This window comes from Xanthobacter cornucopiae, assembly GCF_043195065.2.
GTDB lineage: Bacteria > Pseudomonadota > Alphaproteobacteria > Rhizobiales > Xanthobacteraceae > Xanthobacter.
Genome location: NZ_CM195531.1, coordinates 760,449 through 779,867 on the forward strand (window position 1 = coordinate 760,449; position 19,419 = coordinate 779,867).

Sequence of the window (19,419 nt, forward strand, 5' to 3'; positions counted from 1 at the left end):
CAACAGGGGGCGAACCGGGGCTCCGCGCGCTCGGCACGCGCGTCGCGGGGATGGATCGCCGCCCTGGCCAGCTTCAGGCGTGGACCGAGGTTAGGGAGCGCATGGTTAATTTTGGATTAAGGGTTGGCCTGCGCTGGTCCGAGGGCGGGTGCTCAGCCGCCGACATGGCGGCGCAGATAGCGCCGGCCGAGAGCGGTGAGCACCTCGTAGCCGATGGTGCCGGCCTTGCCCGCGAGCTCGTCCACGGTGATGCCGTCGCCCAGGAATACCGCCTTGTCGCCGCGCGCCACCGCGTCCGGAGGCAGGTCGGTGATGTCCAGGGTGGCGAGGTCCATGGAGATGCGCCCCACCAGCGGGCAGCGCCGCCCCGCCAGGATCGCCTCCGCCCCCTTGCGCGTATCGGTGGAGCCGGCGGCGCGGAACAGGCCGTCCGCATAGCCGATATGCACGGTGGCCAGCCGGCTGTCGCGCTTCAGCCGGGCGGTGGCGCCATAGCCCACGCTCTCGCCGGCGGGGGCGGTGCTCACCTGGATCACCCGGGCCTCCAGGCGCACCACGGACCGCAGCGGCGGCACGCCCGCGATGGCGACCCCGCCGTAGAGGAAGATGCCGGGCCGGACCAGATCGAAGCGGAAGTCACGCCCCATCAGGGTGCCGGCGGAATTGGCAAGCGAGGCCTTCACGCGCGGAAAGCGCCGTGCCACGTCGGCGAACACCAGCCGCTGGCGGGCGGTGAGCACATGCCCGGGCGTGTCGGCGCAGGCCAGATGGGTCATGACGAGGCTGGGCTTGAAGCCGAGCAGCCGATAGGTCTGCGACAACTGCACGGCCTCTTCCAGCGAGATGCCGAGCCGGTGCATGCCGGTATCCACATGGATCGCCGCCGGCAGGCTGACGCCGGCCTCGCGGCAATGGTCGCTCCACTCGCTGATCTCGGGCGCCGAGCCGAGCACCGGGCGGATGTCGTGGCTGGCGAAGGCGGCGGCGGTGCCGGGCAGCAGGCCGTTGAGGGCGTGAATGACGGCGTCCGGCAGCAGGCGCCGCAGGTGCAGCGCTTCCTTGAGGTGGGCGACGAAGAAGGTGCGCGCGCCGGCACGCCACAGGGCCGGTGCCACCTGGTCGATGCCGAGGCCGTAGGCGTCGGCCTTCACCACCGCCGCGCATTCCGCCGGGGCGGCAAGCGCGGCGAGGGTGCGCCAGTTTTCCACGATGGCGGACAGATCGACGGTGAGGATGGCGCCGGCTTCCGCTTCCTCCGCCGCTTTCCGGGCCGCCGCGTCCGCGTCGTCGTCGCTCACTGGCGGTCCGGCAGGTGGTCCTCCCGCGCCAGGTTGGAGAAGCGGGTGAACTGGGGCTCGAAATGCACCCTCACCGTCCCCGTCGGGCCGTGGCGCTGCTTTCCGACGATGATTTCGGCCGTGTTCTCGGCCGCCTTCATGTCGATCTCCCACTTGAACCACTCCTCTGTGCCCGGCTTCGGTTCCTTGCCCTTGAGGTAGTATTCCTCGCGGAACACGAACATGACCACGTCGGCGTCCTGCTCGATGGAGCCGGATTCGCGCAGGTCCGAGAGCTGGGGCCTCTTGTCGTCGCGCGCCTCCACCTGGCGGGAGAGCTGGGACAAGGCCATAATGGGCACCTGCAGCTCCTTCGCCAAGGCCTTCAGGCCGGTGGTGATCTCGGTGATCTCCTGCACACGCCCCTGGGACGAGCTCTTGGAGGAACCCGACAGCAGCTGGAGATAGTCCACCACCATGAAGTCGAGCCCGCGCTGGCGCTTCAGCCGCCGTGCCCGCGCCACCAATTGGGCGATGGAGATGCCGCCGGTGTCGTCGATGTAGAGCGGAATCGATTGCATGGTCTGGGCGGCGGCGGCGAGCTTGGAGAACTCGCTTTCCGAGATGTCGCCGCGGCGGATCTTGTAGGACGCGATCTCCGCCTGCTCGGCCAGGATACGGGTGGCGAGCTGCTCGGCCGACATTTCGAGCGAGAAGAAGCCGACGATGCCGCCGGAGGCCGCCTCGATGGAGCCGTCCGGCTTCTGCTCGCCGCGATAGGCGGCGGCGATGTTGAAGGCGATGTTGGTGGCGAGCGAGGTCTTGCCCATGGCGGGGCGCCCCGCCAGGATGATGAGGTCGGACGGCTGCAGCCCGCCCATCTGGTGGTCGAGGTCGTCGAGGGCGGTGGCGATGCCGGACAGGTGCCCGTCGCGCTGGAACGCGCGGGAGGCCATGTCCACCGATTCCCGCAGCGCTTCGCCGAATTTCTGGAACCCGCCGTCGTAGCGGCCGGTCTCGGCGATTTCATAAAGGCTCTTTTCCGCCTGCTCGATCTGCTCCTGGGGTGAGGCCTCCACGCCCGCGTCATAGGCCTCGTTGACGATCTCCTCGCCGATGCGGATGAGGTCGCGGCGCATGGACAGGTCGTAGATGGCCCGCCCATAGTCCTCGGAATTGATGATGGTGGTGGCTTCCGCCGCCAGCCGCGCCAGGTATTGCGGGCCGGTGAGGCCAGCCACGTCCAGCTCCGCCGGCAGGAAGGTCTTCAGCGTTACCGGGGTGGCGATCTTGCCGGCGCGGATGAGAGCGCTGGTAATTTCGTAGAGCTTGCCATGCAGAGGCTCGTAGAAATGGCGCGGCTCCAGGAAGTCGGAGACCCGGTAGAAGGCCTCGTTGTTCACCAGGATGGCGCCGAGCAAGGCCTGTTCCGCCTCCAGGTTGTGGGGCGCCTGACGATAGGAGGGGGCGAAGTCCCCCTTGTTCGGAAGGTCGAGCATGGTGACGAGTCCACGGCTTGGGAGTCTCGTTTAGCAGACCTGGGGTTTAAGAGTCCGTGGACGGCCGGATTCAAGCGGGACGGAGAGCTGAATCCCGGCGCGGTCCCGCCGCTTCATCATGCACAGTTGAGAACTCCGGGGATAGCGGCGAAAACTCCGCCGCGCCGGTTGGCCGGCCCCACAGCTGCCGCCGCGCCCCTCGTGGCGGAGGCCGGAAGGGGAGAGGCGGCAAGGGCTTGTCGCAGAATCAGGCGATCGCCTCCAGGATCCGCACCCAGCTGCGCGTGCCCTTGTGGAACGAGGTGAGGTCGTACTTCTCATTGGGGGCATGCACCCGGTCGTCGTCGAGGCCAAAGCCGATCAGCAGCGTATCCACGCCGATCACCTGCTTGAACTGGCCGACGATGGGAATGGAGCCGCCGGAGCCGACGGTCACCGGGGCGACGCCCCACTCGGCTTCCAGCGCCGCCGCCGCCTTCACCAGGTCCGGGCTCTGCGGCGGCACCAGGAAGGCCCGCGCGCCTTCGCCCGGCGACAGCTCAACCTTGACATCCGCCGGCACCCGCGCCGCAACGAAGGCGGCAAAGGCCTCGCGGATCTTCGCCGGGTCCTGGTCGGCCACCAGTCGGAACGAGATCTTGGCGGAGGCCTTGGAGGGAATGATGGTCTTGGTGCCCTCGCCGGTATAGCCGCCGGTGATGCCGTTCACCTCAAAGGTGGGGCGCGACTGGATCTGCTCGATCAGCAGCCGGTCGCGCTCGCCCACCGACTGCCGCAGGCCCACCGGGCCGAGGAAGCCCTCGGCGGTGAGGCCAAGGGACTCCCAGCGCGCCCGCACCTCCGCCGGCGGTTCGCGCACATCGTCATAGAAGCCGGGAACGGTGACGCGGCCGCTGGCGTCGTGGGCGTCGGCGATGATGGCCGCGAGGATGTGCACGGGGTTGGCCGCCGCCCCGCCGTAGAGGCCGGAATGCAGGTCGCGGTTGGCGCCAGTCAGGGTCAACTCGGTGTGCAGGATGCCGCGCAGGGAGGTGGTGATGGACGGGGTGGTCGCATCCCACATGCCGGTGTCGCAGACCAGGGCGAGGTCGGCCTTGAGCGCGTCCGCGTGGGCCGTCAGGAACGCCGGCAGACTCGGCGAGCCGCACTCCTCCTCCCCCTCCAGCAGCACCGTGACGTCCACCGGCAGGCGCCCCGTGGCCGTCTTCAGGGCCCGCAGGGCGCCGAGGAAGGTGAGGACCTGGCCCTTGTCGTCGGCGGCGCCGCGCGCGACGATGGTGCGCCGCCCGTCCGCCGTTTCGCCCAGGCCCGGCTCGAAGGGCGGCGTGTGCCACAGGTTCAGCGGGTCCACCGGCTGCACGTCGTAATGGCCATAGAACAGCACCCGCCGCGCCGCGCCGGTGTCGGTGCGTGCCAGAACCACCGGATGTCCGGCCGTCTCGTGCACCTGCGCCGTCAGACCGAGATCGCCGAGTTGGGCGGCCGCCCATTCGGCCGCCGCCCGGCAGGCGGGCTTGTGCGCCGGGTCGGTGGAGATGGAGGGAATGCGCAGGAACGCGAACAGCCGCGCCAGGGCGTCGTCGAGCCCGTCGTCCACCGCCTGCAAGGCTTGATCCACCGCCGTCATTCCATCCTCCGCTCAAGCCGGCTGGCCGCGCGACAGGGCGGCCAGCCTCTGCAACCTGTCTCACGGCAGGGGCGGCGCGCCCGTCGGGCCCAGCCGACGGCGTCCGCCCGTGGCCGGGCGGCGTCCCACCTGGACGTACCCTATTACCTGGACCTTGCCCACCTGGACCTTGAGGTTCCGCGTGGCCGAAGGGGCGCCGCCCGTGACTCTCCGGCGGATGCTGGCCCGCCGTTGCCGCAGGCGCAAGCCTTGCGGTGGCGTTCATGGCTGCTGGGCCTCTGGCGCAAGGCGTCCGGGCCGGGGCGGGGCCGCGCTCCACCGGCAGGCGAGGGTGGACACGGCGGACCGGGCGGTGGTTGGCGCTGCGGGCGTGCCGTCTGTCTCCGGACCCCGGCCGCCAGTGGCCATGCCCCGTCCCACCTATGCGCGCGCGGCGCATCCAGGCGGTGGCCGAAGCTCGCTTTTGGATGAGGCGCAGCCGCCTGCTGGTCGCCGCCCGGGGCCGGGATCAATCGGAGCATCGGTGCCGGCGCGCATGCGCCAAAGCAGGGGCTCGGCGTGGGCATGCCGGCCGGCGGCGCTCGGGGAGGGAAAGGGGCGGCGCGGCACCGGACCTCGCGTTCGCCGTCGGTTGGCCTCGTTCCCGGTGGATGCCTGGACGAAAGGGGCGCCGAACGGCCCCCGAGGTCGACCAGGGCGCTAGGCGAGGCGCACCGGCCTTTGGCTCGAACTGATTCATCAGGAATGGGACGCGCGGCAGCCCGGCGGTGCGCGGCGCCGGACGAGGGCATGCGGGGGGAAGTGCCGGAGGGGCGGAATCTGCGTTGCCGCTGATGCATCCGGCGTGCGCTTGGATGATCGCGGGCGGACGTGGCAACCCGGTCGCCGGCTCACATCGGTGCGCAAGCGGGCCGATGCTCGCGGATGACTGGCCGGTCGCGTCCGATTGCCATGGCTCGTGTCCTGTGACGGCTGGCAGGACCGGTCCCGTGGTGGAGGCGGCTGGGCCCCGGTGTCGGGCGCGGGCCCGGCCCCCGGCGCGCGCGACACGCCGGCGCCGTAGTTTCGTGGGTTCCGGCTTCGCGGGTCCCGGCCTCGCGTCGGGGCCGCCGCCGATATGCCGTGCCCTTGGCCACCGGCGGAGTCGACACCGGAGATCGCCGCAGGCCCGGGGGGACGGGCCGACCCGGGAACGCTCCAGGCGGGCGCTGTGTCGCCCGTCCTTGGCTTGGTCCCGTTCTCGGTCCTGGGGCGGGATCATCCCGCGCGACGAAGGGGCCGGACCCGTGCATGGCGCGGCGCGCCTTGGATCGGCGGCGGGGGAGGGCGCCGTGCCGGCCCTTCATCGCCGTGGGGCGAACCCGTCGAGGCGTATCCCACCGGTCCCGTCCTCAAACCGGATACGAGGGCGAAAATGCAAACCGCTCCGGGCGCCTGAGGCGCCGGAGCGGAGAAGACGTGCGCCGACCGTTGCCGGCTCTTCAGTTGATGGCGGCCTGGGCCGCCGGGCGTGCCGGGTCGGCCGGCAACGAGTCCGAGGCGACGGGAAGCGCGGCCAGCCCCGTGCGCACCACCCGGCGTGCCCGCTGCAACACCGAGCCGATACGCCGGTAGAGCAGTCGCGGCGCCAGCGGGGCCCCCAGAGCGGCATCATAGCCGCCCCGCGCCGCCGCGCGCACCAGCGCCGCGGTCGCGACCTCCGCGATCAGGATCGCCGGGGTGCTGTTTCCATCACGAAAGGGATTCTCCGGGATCTGCTCGAGGTCATCGGCATACACCACCAGCACGTCGGCGGCCGGCTGAGTGGGAACCTCCTCGATCTCTCCGAGAGTCGCGGCGCCCTGGATGGCGCCCACGCCAAACACGGCGAGTGCTTCGCGCAGCGCTTCGCGGCGTTCAGATTGGGAATCGACAATGAGAATGCGGGCAGTGGGTAACACCTTCATGAGGCGCTCCTTCTGTAGCCGCGCCCGGCCGGCGATGCCGAATCCAGACGCGCACGTTCAGAAAACTGGCCGAGGGGACCCCGCAATCCCACCGGTTGACATTCAGGTTACCTTTTATGGGGCGATCAGGCAAGCCTCTCCGTTACCCGGGTCGGGTGCCGTGGCTGGGACCGGTGGCGTCCGGCGGTGCCGGGGCATCCGCCCTCAGCGGCGGATGCTGCCCAGGATGCCGCGCAGGATGGCGCGGCTGAGCTGGGTGCCGACCTGGGTCGCCACCGAGCGCGCCACCTGCCGCACCACCAGTTCCGTGGTGGACATCTGGCTGCTTGAGCGGCTCGAGGGTCCGCTCTTGGGCACGCTGGTGCGGCCGCCTCCGGCGCGGCCGCCGCCGCTGCGTGGCCCGGTCGGCTTCGGGGTCACCCCGGGCAGCCCGAGCACGGTGCCCAGCACCGCGTCCAGCAAGCCGCCGCCGGTGGACGGGGCCTCCTGTCCTCTCGGCGTGCCGCGGTCATCCGGCGCGGCGGACGCAGGCTCAGCGCGGCGTTGCAGCATCTCAAACGCCGATTCGCGGTCCACCGCGGTGTCGTAGACGTGGCCCACCGGGCTGCGGGCGGCGATGGCCGCGCGCTCGTCCGGCGTCAGGGGGCCCACCCGGCCCGAGGGCGGCCGGATCAATGTGCGCTGCACCATGGACGGCACGCCGTTGCCTTCCAGGGTGGAGATCAGCGCCTCGCCCTTGCCTAGTTCCATGATGACCTGGGCGGTGTTGAGGGCCGGATTGGGGCGGAAGGTCTCGGCGGCGGCCCGGACCGCCTTCTGGTCGCGCGGGGTGAAGGCGCGCAGCGCATGCTGCACCCGGTTGCCCAATTGCGCCAGAACGCTTTCCGGCACGTCGAGCGGGTTCTGGGTGACGAAATAGACGCCGACTCCCTTGGAGCGGATCAGGCGGACCACCTGTTCCACCTTCTCCAGCAGGATCTTTGGCGCCTCGTCGAACAGCAGATGGGCCTCGTCGAAGAAGAAGACCAGCTTGGGCTTGTCCGGATCGCCGACCTCGGGCAGCTGCTCGAACAGCTCCGCCAGCAGCCACAGGAGGAAGCAGGCATAGAGGCGGGGCGCGCCCATCAGCTTGTCCGCCGCCAGCACCGAGATGGTGCCGTAGCCCGACCGGTCGATCCGCATCAGGTCGCGAATGTCCAGCGCTGGCTCGCCGAAGAACTTGTCGGCGCCCTGGTTCTCCAGCATCAGCAACTGCCGCTGGATCGCGCCCACGCTCTGGGCCGAGACATTGCCGTACTGGGCGGCGAGGCTGGCCGCGTTCTCCGCCACATGGGCGAGCATGGCGCGCAGGTCCTTCAGGTCCAGCAGCAACAGGCCCTGCTCGTCGGCGACGCGGAAGACGATGTTGAGCACGCCTTCCTGAATGTCGTTGAGGTTCATGAGGCGGGCCAGCAGCAGCGGCCCCATCTCCGATACCGTCGCCCGCACCGGATGGCCCTGCGCGCCGAACACGTCCCAGAAGATCACCGGAAAGCTGTCGGGGGTATAGGTGATGCCGACCTCGGCGGCGCGGGACACCACGAAATCCTTGGCCTCGCCCGGAGCGGCGACGCCAGACAGGTCACCCTTGATGTCGGCCGCGAACACCGGCACCCCGGCGCGCGAGAAGCCTTCCGCCAGCACCTGCAGCGTCACCGTCTTGCCGGTGCCGGTGGCGCCGGTGACGAGGCCGTGGCGATTGGCGAGGCGCAGGGTGAGGTATTCTCCGGCGTCCACCACGGCGCCGGCGGTCTGTCGCCGGCCGCCGGCTCTGGGCGCTCCAGCGGCGTCGGCCGCCGGCGGGGGCGCCACGCGTCCGAGAAAGATCTTGCCGTCCACGTCGGGGCTCGATGCTGGGGCCTGGAGCGTCATGGAATCATCCCTCGGGTGGATCGGCGCAGGTGGCGAGTCACGCCTGTTGTTGTCGCGCGGTTTCCGCCATCTGGGCAAGCGGTGCCGGGAGGGGCGGCCGCCAGCGGGCCCTTGCGCCCCGGGGCCGGCGTGGGCAAGGTGAGGCGGGCCGGGGCGCCAGCCTCTGGCCAGCGCCGTGATCGCCGGATCGGACATGAGCCAAGCGGATATGGACCCAGCGGGCAGGAGCCAAACGGAGATCGACAAATCCGACGTCGACGCGCTCATGGCCCGTCTGGCCGCGCGGCTGGAGGTGGACGCCGTGACGGCGCGCGGTGTTTTGCGCATCGTGCTGAAGTTCCTCGACCAGGAGGCGCCGCCGGATGTCCTGCGGCCGTTGCTCGACGCGCATCCCTGGATTCCGGCGCTGGTGGCTGAGGTTCCCGCCGAGGCCGCACTCGCGCCCTCCACCCGTCATCTTGGCGGGATGGGGCGGCTGATGCAGGCCGCCGACCGGCTGATGGCGCTCGGTCTCACCATGGGGCAGGTGCAGGCCGCGGTTCATGAGACGGTGACCTATGCGCGCGAGACGGTGGGAGCCGAGCCCATCGACCGGCTGGTGCGCGCGGTGCCCGGCCTGCGTCAGGTGGCGTGAGCGGCGTCGGTGCCGGGCGCCGCGCGGCTCATGGGAAAGCCGGGATGTGGACGTGCGCGGTCGCTGCGGTCATTTCGCATCCCCTGCCCTTGAAAACCGTTCGCGCACTCCGTATGAGGATGGCGCGTGCCGCGGTAGCTCAGCTGGTAGAGCAACGCATTCGTAATGCGTGGGTCGGGGGTTCGAATCCCTTCCGCGGCACCAGATCGGCTCCCAAAGCTGTCTTGAAGCATAAAATTACTGAAAATCAGTAGATTATGCGGATCGAGGGCTGGTCCGGCTTCCTGAGGCCCGGTTGCCTCGCGGGCAGGCTTGCCTGGACTTGGCGGGCCTGCGCAGCGGATGGCGCCTCAAGTGTGGTTTGGCGCGCGATATGGCGCTTTCCACCCTGCCGGGTGCCCGGCGGGGCCGGCATCGCCCACCTTCTCCGGCCGCGCCGGTGGCTGCGACGAGGCGGCATTCCCGGGGGCCATCACTGGATTCAGCGCGGCCATTCCAACCGGTGGCGACCAGACCGGGGCCCTGCATCGTCGCATTCGCGACAGGAACCGCCGATTGGATGGGTTCTAAAGGCGATTTCTCTGGCGTGAAATTTGCGTGCGGGTACCGCAAGCTTCCTTTCCGAGGGCGGTCCCGATGGCGTTCACTTCCGTGTGTCACACAAGTGCCGTGAATGAAGGGGCGATGGGCCTTTTCCAGGTCGGTCGCAAGAGTGTGCTTCTGGTCTGGCCGACCGGCGGCGAGCTCAAGGCCTATCGCGGGCGCTGTCCGCATGCCGACATGCCGATGAACGAGGCCACCTTCGATGGGCGGACGGTGACCTGTCCCTATCACCACTGGGGATTTGAGGGGGCCAGCGGCAAGTGCTCGACGCATCTCGTGCGCAACGAGCTCCATCCCTATCCGGTGCGGGTGGAGGGCGAGGAGATCCAGGTCGATGTGGGGCCCGTCAAGGCGCCTCGCGCGCCGGCATAATACCAAAGGCCCATGATCTTGACTCATGGGCCTTTGGCCGAGCCCGCGCGGCGCTTGAGCGAACCCACTTGGCACCGGTCGAAGATCGGGGCCGATGGTATAAGGCAGATCCCCGCTCACGCCCGGGGCGGGGCGGGGATCGACTCGCGCCGGTTTCAGCTGTGTGGCCCTGGCGCTCGTCATGGGCATGGCTTCGACGGGGTCGCGCGGCCGGCCGGGGATGGGGAATGGGGCGGCGCATCGTCCGCCCCGCGGGTCACGCCGCGGCGAAATCCGCCACGAAGTTATCGACCACCTGACGCAGCTCGTGGGCGCGCTCGGAAAGGCCGCCCGATAGCGTCATGAGCTGCGTGGAGGCGGCTCCGGTCACGCCCGCCGCCTGGCCCACCCCGGAGATGTTCTGCATCACCTGCTGGGTTCCCGTGGCCGCCCGCTGGCAATTGTGGGCGATCTCGGCGGTCGCCGCGCTCTGCTGCTCCACCGCGCCAGAGATGGCCTCCGCGATCTCCTGCATGGTTCGAATCACCTGGGCGATGCCGCTCATGGATTGCACCGAGCTGTTGGTGGCGTTCTGAATCTCGCTCACCTTGGTGCGGATGTCCTCGGTGGCCTTGGCGGTCTGGAGGGCCAGCTGCTTCACTTCCTCGGCCACCACCGCGAAGCCCTTGCCGGCCTCGCCGGCGCGCGCCGCCTCGATGGTCGCGTTCAGCGCCAGGAGGTTGGTCTGGTCGGCAATGGTCTTGATGAGGTTGACCACGTCGCCGATGGCCGCCGCCGCGATCGCCAGTTCGGAAATGCGGCTGTTCGAGGCCTCGGCCTCGGTGAATGCGGTGTCGGCCACCTGCACCGAATGGACCACCTGGCCGCTGATCTCGCGGATCGAGGCGGCCATCTCCTCGGAGGAGGCGGCGACGGTTTGCACGTTGGACGAGGCGTCTTCCGCGGCGCCTGAGACCGCGACGGCCTGGCGCGAGGTTTCCTCGGCCGTGGCGGACAGGTTCTTCGCCGCGTGCGCCACTTCCGTGGACGAGCCCGCGAAGCCGGAGGCCAGCCGTTGCATGTGGTCGACGAACTCCTTGGCGAGCTGTTCCCGGCGCGCCAGCGCCTGCCGTTCCGCCTGGGCGTGGGCGGCCTGCTCCTGCTTCAGACGTTCGCCTTCGCGCATCTTGTCGCGCATGTAGGCGACGTTCTTGCCGATGACCCCGATCTCGTCCCGGCGGCGCGCCGCCTCGATCTCAACGCCGAGATTGCCGTCGCCGATCTGGAGCACGTCGGCCGACAGCGCGTCGAGCGGCCGGGTGATGGAGCGGGAGAAGAAGAAGGCGGATATGCCCAGGACAACGATCACCAGGGCGATCACCGCCGCCAGAAACAGGGCCTGGGTGAGGAAGACCGCGTCGATGTCGTCCACGTAGATGCCGGCGGCCACCACCCAGTCCCATGCGGGGAAGGGCGCCTCGTAGGAGATCTTCTCGCGCGGGGTCAGGTCCGCGCCGGCCTTCGGGAAATAATAGGTGGTAAATCCGCCGCCGGCCCGGGCGTTGGCGATCTGGTGCTGGGCAAAGGCGTTGCCGAAGGCGTCGCGCTCGTTGTTGGCGTTCACGCCCTCGCGGTCCGCGCGGGTCCCGTGCAGCTGCGTCACGCCATCGAAGCTGTAGACGAACAGATAGTTGTTGCCCTCGAAACGCGTCAGATGAATGAGGTCCGCCGCGCGCTTGCGTGCTTCCGCCTCGGTCATCGCACCGTCGCGGACCGCCTGCTGAAAGCCTTTGATCTGCGAGACCGCGGCTTCAACAATCTGGCGAACATAGTTCTTGCGCTCCGTCATCATGCTGTGCCGGAGGTCGACCAGAAATACGGCGCTGACGGCCAGGAGGCCGATCATGAACGTTCCAACCAGGAGCAGAAGCCGCGTCTTGATCGAAAATGAACTCATGGCAGATCACACGCTCCATCAACACACGAGATCTGCTCAATTATTGGGTCGATATGCGCTGAATGTATAGTCTGAATTTTGGTCAAGTGCGGATTTTCACGGAGGCGGTGGACAACTCGAAACGCGCATGAAGCATTCCAGTCAAGATGAACGCTTGATGGCAGGTCAATCTAGACTTGAGGATAGGGGCGCACACCTCCGCGCCTTGCCATGCGTGGGCAGCATACCGCGCCGCCGCGCCGGGCGCGCCGAAAATAGGCGGATATCAATGGATGAGCCCCGCGCCGGGGAGGATCCGGCATCCGGGTGGGGCGATGCGGAGATCAGGCCGCCTCCGGAGTGGGGCGGTGGGGGCGGCGGCAAGGCCGTCCGCGTCAGGCTTTCCGCGTCCGGTCGGCCGGCATCGGCCGGGTCGGGCAGGCCCGGTCCGCCCGCGGCGATGTGGGGCGCCGCGGGCGAGGGGATCAGTTGCGGGCGTCGGCGGGCCTGCCGCCCTTGGGCCAGTCGTTGACCGCGGCGGGGAAGTCCGGGCGTGGCATGTGGGTGAAGTATTCGGCCACGTCCACGGCGTCCTGGTCGGAGAGGCCGCCCTGGCCCAGGGGGAACTTCTCGTGGAAGCCGATGGGCATGTTGCGCTTCACGAAGGCGGCGGCGGTGTAGGTGCGGGCCATGCCGGCACCGATGTTGAAGGACTTGTCGCCCCACAGCGGCGGGTAGATGAAGTTGCCCTTGGCGTCCTGCAGGCCCTCGCCATTGGCGCCGTGGCAGACGGCGCACTGGGCGGCATAGACCAGCTTGCCGTTTTCCACGTTGGGCTTGATCTTCTGGTCGATCTTGCCGACGCCGCGGCCTTCCACCTTGTCCTCCGGCCTGGTGGCGCCCTTCATCCAGTTGAAGTAGGCGACCATGGCCTTCATGTCCTCGCCCTCCTTCGGCAGGGCCTTGCCGTTCATGGAGCGCAGGAAGCAGCCGTTGATACGGTCCTCCAGCGTGATCTCCCGCCCGGCGCGGGGCGCGTAGCTCGGGAACATGGCCGAGACGCCCACATAGGGCGAGCCGTCGGCCACCGTGCCGCCGTTGAGATGGCAGCTCGTGCAGTTCAGCACGTCGCCGACATTCTTCGGCAGCAGGGTGTGGGTCTCCGTGTTGAGGCGCATGCCCCACACCAACTGCTTGGCGTTCGGCGCGTCCAGCAGGTTGGCGAGGCGCGGCGTCTCGAACTTCGACGCGTCGATCTTGGGATCGATGAGGGCGCGGGCCGTCTTCACCTGCTCCGCGGTCACGGCCGGAGCCGCGTTGCCCCAGTTGGAGCGGACGAAGGTGAGGATTTCCGCCACTTCCTGGTCATCCAGCCGGGCGAAGCCGGGCATGGTGAACACGCGGGGATAAGCGTTGGTCTCGGCGGTCTTCCAGCCGGTGAGGGTGATGTGGATCAGGGTCGCCGGATCATCCGACATCACGGTCGGGTTGCCGGCGAGCGGCGGGAACACCTTGGGCACGCCGGCGCCGTTCAGCCGGTGGCAGTCGGTGCAGAACTGCGCGTAAGCGAGGCCACCACGGGTGGTGAACATGGCCTCCGGCACGGTGTCGTCCGCCGGCAAAGGCGTCACCTCGTGCGGGTGGGCCGTGGGCAGCGACTTCAGGTAGGTGGCGATGGCGATCAGGTCATCGGTGCTGAAGTGCTGCGTGGAATTGTGGATCACCTCCGTCATGGAGCCGGAGACGGTGGCGAAGCGGTTCTGGCCGGTCTTCAGCAGTTCCACCGTGTCGGGGACCGTCCACAGGTCGCGCAGGTTGATGGCGTTCCACTCTTCCACCTTGGCGCCGGAGACGAACTTGTCGCCGTTCGGGCCGCGGCCGGACATGGCGAGTTCCTGGAAGCCGATGCCGCGCGGGGTGTGGCAGGCGCCGCAATGGCCGAGGCTCTCAACCAGATAGGCGCCGCGGTTCCACACCGCGTCCCTGGTGGGGTCGGGCTCGAACCCGCGGGTGTCCATGAAGGCCTTCTGCCAGAAGGCGAGGCCCCAGCGCTGGTTGAAGGGGAAGCTGATGCCCAGCGGCTTGTTCGGCGCCGCAACCGGCTCCACGCCCTGCATGAGGTAGGCGTAGAGGGCATACATGTCGTCCGGCGCCACCTTGGCATAGGAGGGGTAGGGCATGGCCGGGTAGAGGTGCCGGCCGTCCGCCGTCACGCCGTGGCGCATGGCGCGGTCGAACGCGCCGAAGCTGTATGTGCCGATGCCGTCCTTGGCATCGGGCGTGATGTTGGTGGAATAGATCACGCCGAACGGCGTCTCGAGCGGCAGGCCGCCGGCCATGGGGTGGCCGCCCGGCGCGGTGTGGCAGGCCACGCAGTCACCCAGCTCGGCGACATATTTGCCGCGCGCGATCAGGTCGGCATCCGCCGTCTTGGGCAGGGCGCGGCCGGCGTTCTCGACCGGAGGCGGCGTCACCACCCACCAGAAGACCCCCGCGCCCGCCACCACGGCGGCGGCGGCGAGCGCGCCCACCACCTTCCACCTCCACTTGCGTCTGCCTGAAACGTCCTTGTCCATCGCAAAGCCTCCGGGTGCGGGCGGTGGCGGGATCGGGGCGCCTCGCTTCCGGGAAGCGCGGGCCGGTCATGCCCACGGGCCGGTTTCAATACATCCGACATCCATCACCGCAGCGTACCTGCCGCCGACATTGGAGGCGGAATGTATCGATGTATTGACGTTCATCAACTGTGAAATATCCATCAGGTGGAAAAGTCAGGGTCGTCCACGTGAAATGCAGCGCGGCAGCCGTCTTCAGCCGTTCCAATTTTCGATCACGTTTTCGTGTGTCGGCCGAAAAACGCCGCGACTCGATGTGCGGCCAACCATCGGTGATTGTGTGGATCGTGCTCTTGAAAACAATTTTTGCGAGCATTAACGTTTGGTAATTGAATCATGCCATAGGCGCGCGCGTTGACTGCCAAGGGGGCTGGGGCGATGCGGATCGGAACTCTCGTCGGCAGGCCGTTCAAGGCGGTCGCCATTCTGGCTGCGGCGCTGCTGTTCGCGCCACCCCCGGCCCACGCCGGGTCCGCGCGGACGGCGCTTGGCATCGCCGCCGGGGCCATCGTGGGCGCCGCCGTGCTGGGTGCCATCGCCGGCAGCAGCCGGGCGCAGGCGGCGCCGCGCCCGGCGAAGCCACGGAATTCCGCGCAGGGCTCCGGCCAGAAAGGAAGCAAGAAGGTGGCCAGCGGCAAGTCGTCCGGGGGCAAGGCGTCGGGCGGGTCATCCGCGCAAGCCAGCGCCGGGGACGATCCCTTCGCCAAGCCGGCGGGGGAAGCCGTGCCGGTTTCCGCCAAGCCATGAGCCGCAGGGCTGTGCCCCTGATATCGGCGCTCCGCCGGGGCGTGGCCGCCGGTCTGCTCGTCATGGCCGCGCTTCTGGCGGCGTCGTCGGCGGCCATCGCCCAGGGGCTGCTGGTCATGGACGAGACCTTCGGCGAGGTCCGGGGCTGGGACATCGGCATCAACGCCAAGGCCCTCGGCTGCCTTGCCAAGGCGAAATACGAGGACCAGACCACCGTCTGGTTCGGCATCGTCGATGGCGACAAGTCGTTCTTCGCGTTGTCCAACCCGCGCTGGCGTTCCCTTGAGGAGGGCAAGCGCTACAAGCTCCAGCTGGTGGCGCGAGGGGGTGGCCGCTGGCAGGGCACCTTCACCGGCGCCGATTCGAGCGCCGGTCGCAGCCTGGTCGGCACCGATCTCAAGGACAGCTTCATGGTGGACCTCGCCCGTGCCGGCGGGCTTGATGTGCGCTATGAGAACAAGAGCATCACCCGCTTGTCCCTGGCCGGGTCCATGGCCGCGCTGGACGCGGTGCTGGACTGCCAGAAGGAGCTGATCGCCGGGCTCAAGGAGCGGCGCGGGCCGGCCCAGGCGAAGGCCGCCCCCGGCGAGGGGAAGGGCGGCGGCACCAGTTCCGGCACCGGCTTCTTCATCAGCCCGGCCGGTCATCTGCTCACCAATTTTCACGTCATCGACGGCTGCAAGGCCGTCGAGATCACCCGCCAGGGTTCCGTGAGCGAGCCCGTGCAGGTGATCGCCCGTGACGCCACCAACGATCTTGCCTTGCTGAAGGCGCAGAGCGGCCCGGCCGGCCCGGTGCCGACGCTGGCGCCGCGCACCCGCATCGGCGACAGCATCTATGTCTACGGCTTTCCGCTGGCGGGGCTGCTGGCAAGCTCGGGCAACTTCACCGTGGGCAATATCACCGCCACCTCGGGCCTCAATGACGACAGCCGCATGCTGCAGGTGTCCGCGCCGGTGCAGCCCGGCAACAGCGGCGGTCCATTGATGGACCAGTATGGGAACATCGCCGGCGTGGTGGTGTCGAAGCTCAATGCGCTGCAGCTGGCGTCGGTGACGAAGGACTTGGCGCAGAACGTGAACTTCGCCATCAAGAGTTCGGTGGCACAGACCTTTCTCGACGGCAGTTCCGTGCAGCCCGCCATCGGCGCCGCCAGTGGCGCGCCGCTGGATCCGGCGTCCATTGCCGAAAAGGCTAAGGCGTTCACCGTGTTTGTGCTTTGCCGCTGAATCCCGATGGCCCCGGGCACTTGCCCGCCGGGTGTGCGTTGTCCATGGAATTGCCCCGCCGCCGGTGCCGGCGATGCGCGTTGGTGGCGTGGGGGCTGGCGGCGGGGTATCCGGCCAAGAGGCTATTCGGTCAAGAGGCTATTCCGCCAAGAGGCTATTCGGCAGGAGACGTCGAGCGTGACAGGCCGGGGGCTGGGCAAGTCCCCGCGCCATGATCGCGTGCTCCACCTTGGTGCCGGTCGCGGACCGGGACCGATGGTGTCAAGCCAAAGGCTGGCGGGCGGACCTCACTGGGCCCGCCGCTAAACCGGCGGGACGCGTGAAGGTGGTGCCTCAGTCTGGCCGGAAGATCGGCGCCTGGGTCCTCAACTGGCGCGCTTCAGGAGGTCCGCCGGCAGCTGGCGGCAGATTTCCGCCACCTGCATCAGCAGGGCCGCCATGGCCGAGGTCTTGCGCCACAGCAGGCCGATTTGCCGGCTGGGGCGGGAATCGACGAAATCGAGCAGGTGGATGTTGTCGGTGCGCTGCGGCTGGTTCTTGGTGGCCAGCATGGGCAGCAGTGTGAGACCGGCGCCCGCCACCACCATCTGGCGCAGGGTTTCCAGGCTGGTGGCGCGAAACTCGGTCTTCTCCCGTGCCCCGGACAACTGGCACACCTCCAGCGCCTGGTCGCGCAGGCAGTGACCGTCCTCCAGCAGCATCAGATTGTGCTGGCCGAGTTCGTCCAGATGCAGCGAGCGGCGCTGCGCCAGCACATGGTCGCGTGGAACCGCAAGCAGGAAGGGTTCCTCGAACAGGAACTCGGCGTGGAGGTGATGGTCGTGCACGGGCAGGGCAAGAAAGGCGGCATCCAGCGTGCCCGCGGAAAGCCGGGCGATGAGATCGGCGCTCTTCTCCTCGAACAGCGCCAGCTCAAGCTGGGGGAAGCGGGCCCGGATCATGGGCACCACATGGGGCAGCAGATAGGGGCCGAGGGTGGGGAACACGCCCAGCCGCAGGGTTCCGCCCTCCGCGGCGCGGCTACGGCGGGCCGCTTCCTTCATCTGGTCCACTTCACTGAGGATGCGCCGCGCCCGTTCCACCGCGTCGCGGCCGGCGGGAGTCAGCATCACCTTGCGCGGGGCGCGCTCCACCAGCGGCACGCCCAGCTCTTCTTCGAGCTTGCGGATCTGCATCGACAGCGTCGGCTGGCTGACCAGGCAGGCTTCCGCCGCGCGGCGGAAGTTGCGGTGGTCGGCCAGGGCGATGAGGTATTGCAGCTCGCGCAGGGTCATGATGTGCCGATCCGCACCGCCCGCCGGGATGATCCGGCGGGCGGCGGAGGGATCACGCCGCCTTGCTTTCCGGCTCGCCCGGAGCCGAGGTGCGGATCAGGTAGTCGAAGGCGCCGAGGGAGGCCTTGGCCCCTTCGCCCATGGCGATGATGATCTGCTTGTAGGGCACGGTGGTGCAGTCGCCGGCTGCGAACACGCCCGGCACCGAGGTCTGGCCCCGGTCGTCCACCACGATTTCCCCGCGCCCGGTCAGCTCCAGGCTGCCCTTCAGCCATTCGGTGTTGGGCAGCAGGCCGATCTGCACGAAGATGCCCTCCAGCTCCAGGGCGTGGGTCTGGCCGGACACGCGGTTCTCATAAGAGAGCCCCGTCACCTTCTGCCCGTCGCCGAGCACCTCGGTGGTGCGGGCGGAGAGCTTCACGTCCACGTTCGGCAGGCTGTACAGCTTGCGCTGAAGCACCTCGTCGGCCCGCAGCTTGGAGTCGAACTCGATGAGGGTGACATGGGCCACCACACCGGCAAGATCGATGGCCGCCTCCACGCCGGAATTGCCGCCGCCGATCACCGCCACGCGCTTGCCCTTGAACAGGGGGCCGTCGCAATGGGGGCAGTAGGCCACGCCCTTGGAGCGATACGTGTCCTCTCCGGGCACGCCCATCTGCCGCCAGCGGGCACCGGTGGCGAGGATGACGCTCTTGGCCTTCAGCGCCGCGCCATTGGCCAGCTCCACGGAGACGTAGTCGGCGCCGGGCACCAGCTTTTCGGCCTTCTGGAGGTTGAGGATGTCCACCTCATACTCGCGCACGTGCTGTTCCAGCGCGCTCGCCAGCTTCGGCCCCTCGGTGTAGGGCACCGAGATGAAGTTTTCGATGGCCATGGTGTCGAGCACCTGGCCGCCGAAGCGCTCGGCGGCGACGCCGGTGCGGATGCCCTTGCGCGCCGCGTAGATGGCGGCGGCGGCGCCGGCCGGGCCGCCGCCCACCACCAGCACGTCGAACGGTTCGAGGGCGGCGATGCGCTTGGCCTCACGCTCCACCGCGCCGGTGTCGAGCTTGGCGACGATCTCCTCGACCCCCATGCGGCCCTGGCCGAACACGGCGCCGTTCAGGTAGATGGTGGGCACCGACATCACCTGCCGGGCATCCACTTCCTTCTGGAACAGCGCGCCGTCGACGGCCGCATGCTTGATGCGCGGGTTCAGCACGGCCATGAGGTTGAGGGCCTGCACCACGTCCGGGCAGTTCTGGCAGGACTGGGAGAAGTAGGTCTCGAAGGTGAAGTCGCCGTCGAGGCCCTTGATCTGGTCGATGATCGCCTGCTCCACCTTAGGCGGATAGCCGCCGGTCTGCAGCAGCGCCAGCACCAGAGAGGTGAACTCGTGGCCCATGGGCAGGCCGGCGAACACGAGGTGGATGTCCTGGCCCGGGCTGGTGAGGGCGAAGGAGGGAATGCGGGCGCCGGGCGTGTCGCGGCTCTCGACAACGGTGATCTTGTCGGACAGCGGGGCGATGTCTGCCAGCAGCTCCAGCGTCTCCTTGGACTTGGCGCCGTCGTCCACGAAAGCGGTGATCACGATCGGACGGACCACCCGCTCCAGATAGGTCTTGAGTTGAGCCTTCATCGTATTGTCGAGCATGGCAATCCTCCGATGAACAGATGGAAGTGAAGTCCGGCCCCCCGCCGGGGAAAGCAGCCTTCCCCCGCCGGGGGAAGGCTGCCATGCGCACGATCAAATCGCGGTGCGAACCGGTCTTGTCGCGATCAGATCTT

The 19,419-nt window shown here is 68.8% G+C and carries 13 protein-coding genes and 1 tRNA gene; 5 read left to right on the top strand and 9 right to left on the bottom strand.

Going from position 1 to position 19,419, the window contains the following annotated elements:
* Positions 1–152: 152 nt before the first annotated feature.
* From alr to V5F53_RS03350, 5 genes are all read right to left on the bottom strand, one after another.
* On the bottom strand, positions 153–1,298 hold the full coding sequence (gene alr, locus V5F53_RS03330) for an alanine racemase (protein WP_393997810.1): 1,146 nt from the start codon (positions 1,296–1,298) through the stop codon (positions 153–155).
* The gene (locus V5F53_RS03335) at positions 1,295–2,776 is read right to left on the bottom strand and encodes a replicative DNA helicase (RefSeq protein ID WP_393997811.1); all 1,482 of its coding nucleotides are present in this window, start codon (positions 2,774–2,776) and stop codon (positions 1,295–1,297) included. Before V5F53_RS03335 ends, alr begins: the two co-directional genes overlap by 4 nt.
* A 247-nt stretch (positions 2,777–3,023) precedes the next feature.
* Positions 3,024–4,403, bottom strand: a complete 1,380-nt coding sequence (locus V5F53_RS03340) for a dipeptidase (RefSeq protein ID WP_393997812.1) — start codon at positions 4,401–4,403, stop codon at positions 3,024–3,026.
* Between the two features lie 1,481 nt (positions 4,404–5,884).
* The gene (locus V5F53_RS03345; protein ID WP_393997813.1) at positions 5,885–6,349 is read right to left on the bottom strand and encodes an ANTAR domain-containing protein; all 465 of its coding nucleotides are present in this window, start codon (positions 6,347–6,349) and stop codon (positions 5,885–5,887) included.
* Positions 6,350–6,553: 204 nt separating this feature from the next.
* Positions 6,554–8,260, bottom strand: coding sequence for a helicase HerA-like domain-containing protein (locus V5F53_RS03350; protein WP_393997814.1), 1,707 nt, complete (start codon positions 8,258–8,260; stop codon positions 6,554–6,556).
* Between the two features lie 193 nt (positions 8,261–8,453).
* Between V5F53_RS03350 and V5F53_RS03355 the strand changes: the two genes are divergently transcribed.
* From V5F53_RS03355 to V5F53_RS03365, 3 genes are all read left to right on the top strand, one after another.
* Positions 8,454–8,894: a hypothetical protein gene (locus V5F53_RS03355; protein WP_509212869.1), complete on the top strand. Its 441-nt coding sequence runs from the start codon at positions 8,454–8,456 to the stop codon at positions 8,892–8,894.
* 128 nt (positions 8,895–9,022) lie between these two features.
* A tRNA-Thr gene (locus V5F53_RS03360) sits at positions 9,023–9,098 on the top strand.
* Between the two features lie 432 nt (positions 9,099–9,530).
* On the top strand, positions 9,531–9,869 hold the full coding sequence (locus V5F53_RS03365; RefSeq protein ID WP_393997816.1) for a Rieske 2Fe-2S domain-containing protein: 339 nt from the start codon (positions 9,531–9,533) through the stop codon (positions 9,867–9,869).
* Between the two features lie 256 nt (positions 9,870–10,125).
* Here the strand turns inward: V5F53_RS03365 and V5F53_RS03370 are convergent, their stop codons facing one another.
* Positions 10,126–11,754 (bottom strand): methyl-accepting chemotaxis protein, encoded by a 1,629-nt coding sequence (locus tag V5F53_RS03370; protein ID WP_393997817.1) that lies wholly within the window; start codon positions 11,752–11,754, stop codon positions 10,126–10,128.
* A 515-nt stretch (positions 11,755–12,269) separates the two neighbouring features.
* Complete coding sequence (locus V5F53_RS03375; protein ID WP_393997818.1) at positions 12,270–14,360, bottom strand: c-type cytochrome; 2,091 nt, start codon at positions 14,358–14,360, stop codon at positions 12,270–12,272.
* Positions 14,361–14,777: 417 nt separating this feature from the next.
* Here V5F53_RS03375 and V5F53_RS03380 point away from each other — a divergent pair, with 417 nt between their 5' ends.
* Positions 14,778–15,146 carry a hypothetical protein gene (locus V5F53_RS03380; RefSeq protein ID WP_393997819.1) on the top strand — a complete coding sequence of 123 codons (369 nt, stop codon included), beginning with the start codon at positions 14,778–14,780 and terminating at the stop codon, positions 15,144–15,146.
* Between the two features lie 62 nt (positions 15,147–15,208).
* A complete protein-coding gene (locus V5F53_RS03385; protein WP_509212871.1) occupies positions 15,209–16,375 on the top strand; it encodes a trypsin-like peptidase domain-containing protein in 1,167 nt (388 codons plus the stop codon).
* Between the two features lie 365 nt (positions 16,376–16,740).
* Here V5F53_RS03385 and V5F53_RS03390 read toward each other — a convergent pair whose 3' ends face one another.
* A complete protein-coding gene (locus V5F53_RS03390; protein WP_393997821.1) occupies positions 16,741–17,649 on the bottom strand; it encodes a LysR substrate-binding domain-containing protein in 909 nt (302 codons plus the stop codon).
* 52 nt (positions 17,650–17,701) lie between these two features.
* Entirely contained in the window at positions 17,702–19,285 is a 1,584-nt protein-coding gene (gene ahpF, locus V5F53_RS03395; protein ID WP_393997822.1) for an alkyl hydroperoxide reductase subunit F, read from the bottom strand.
* Positions 19,286–19,419: the final 134 nt, after the last annotated feature.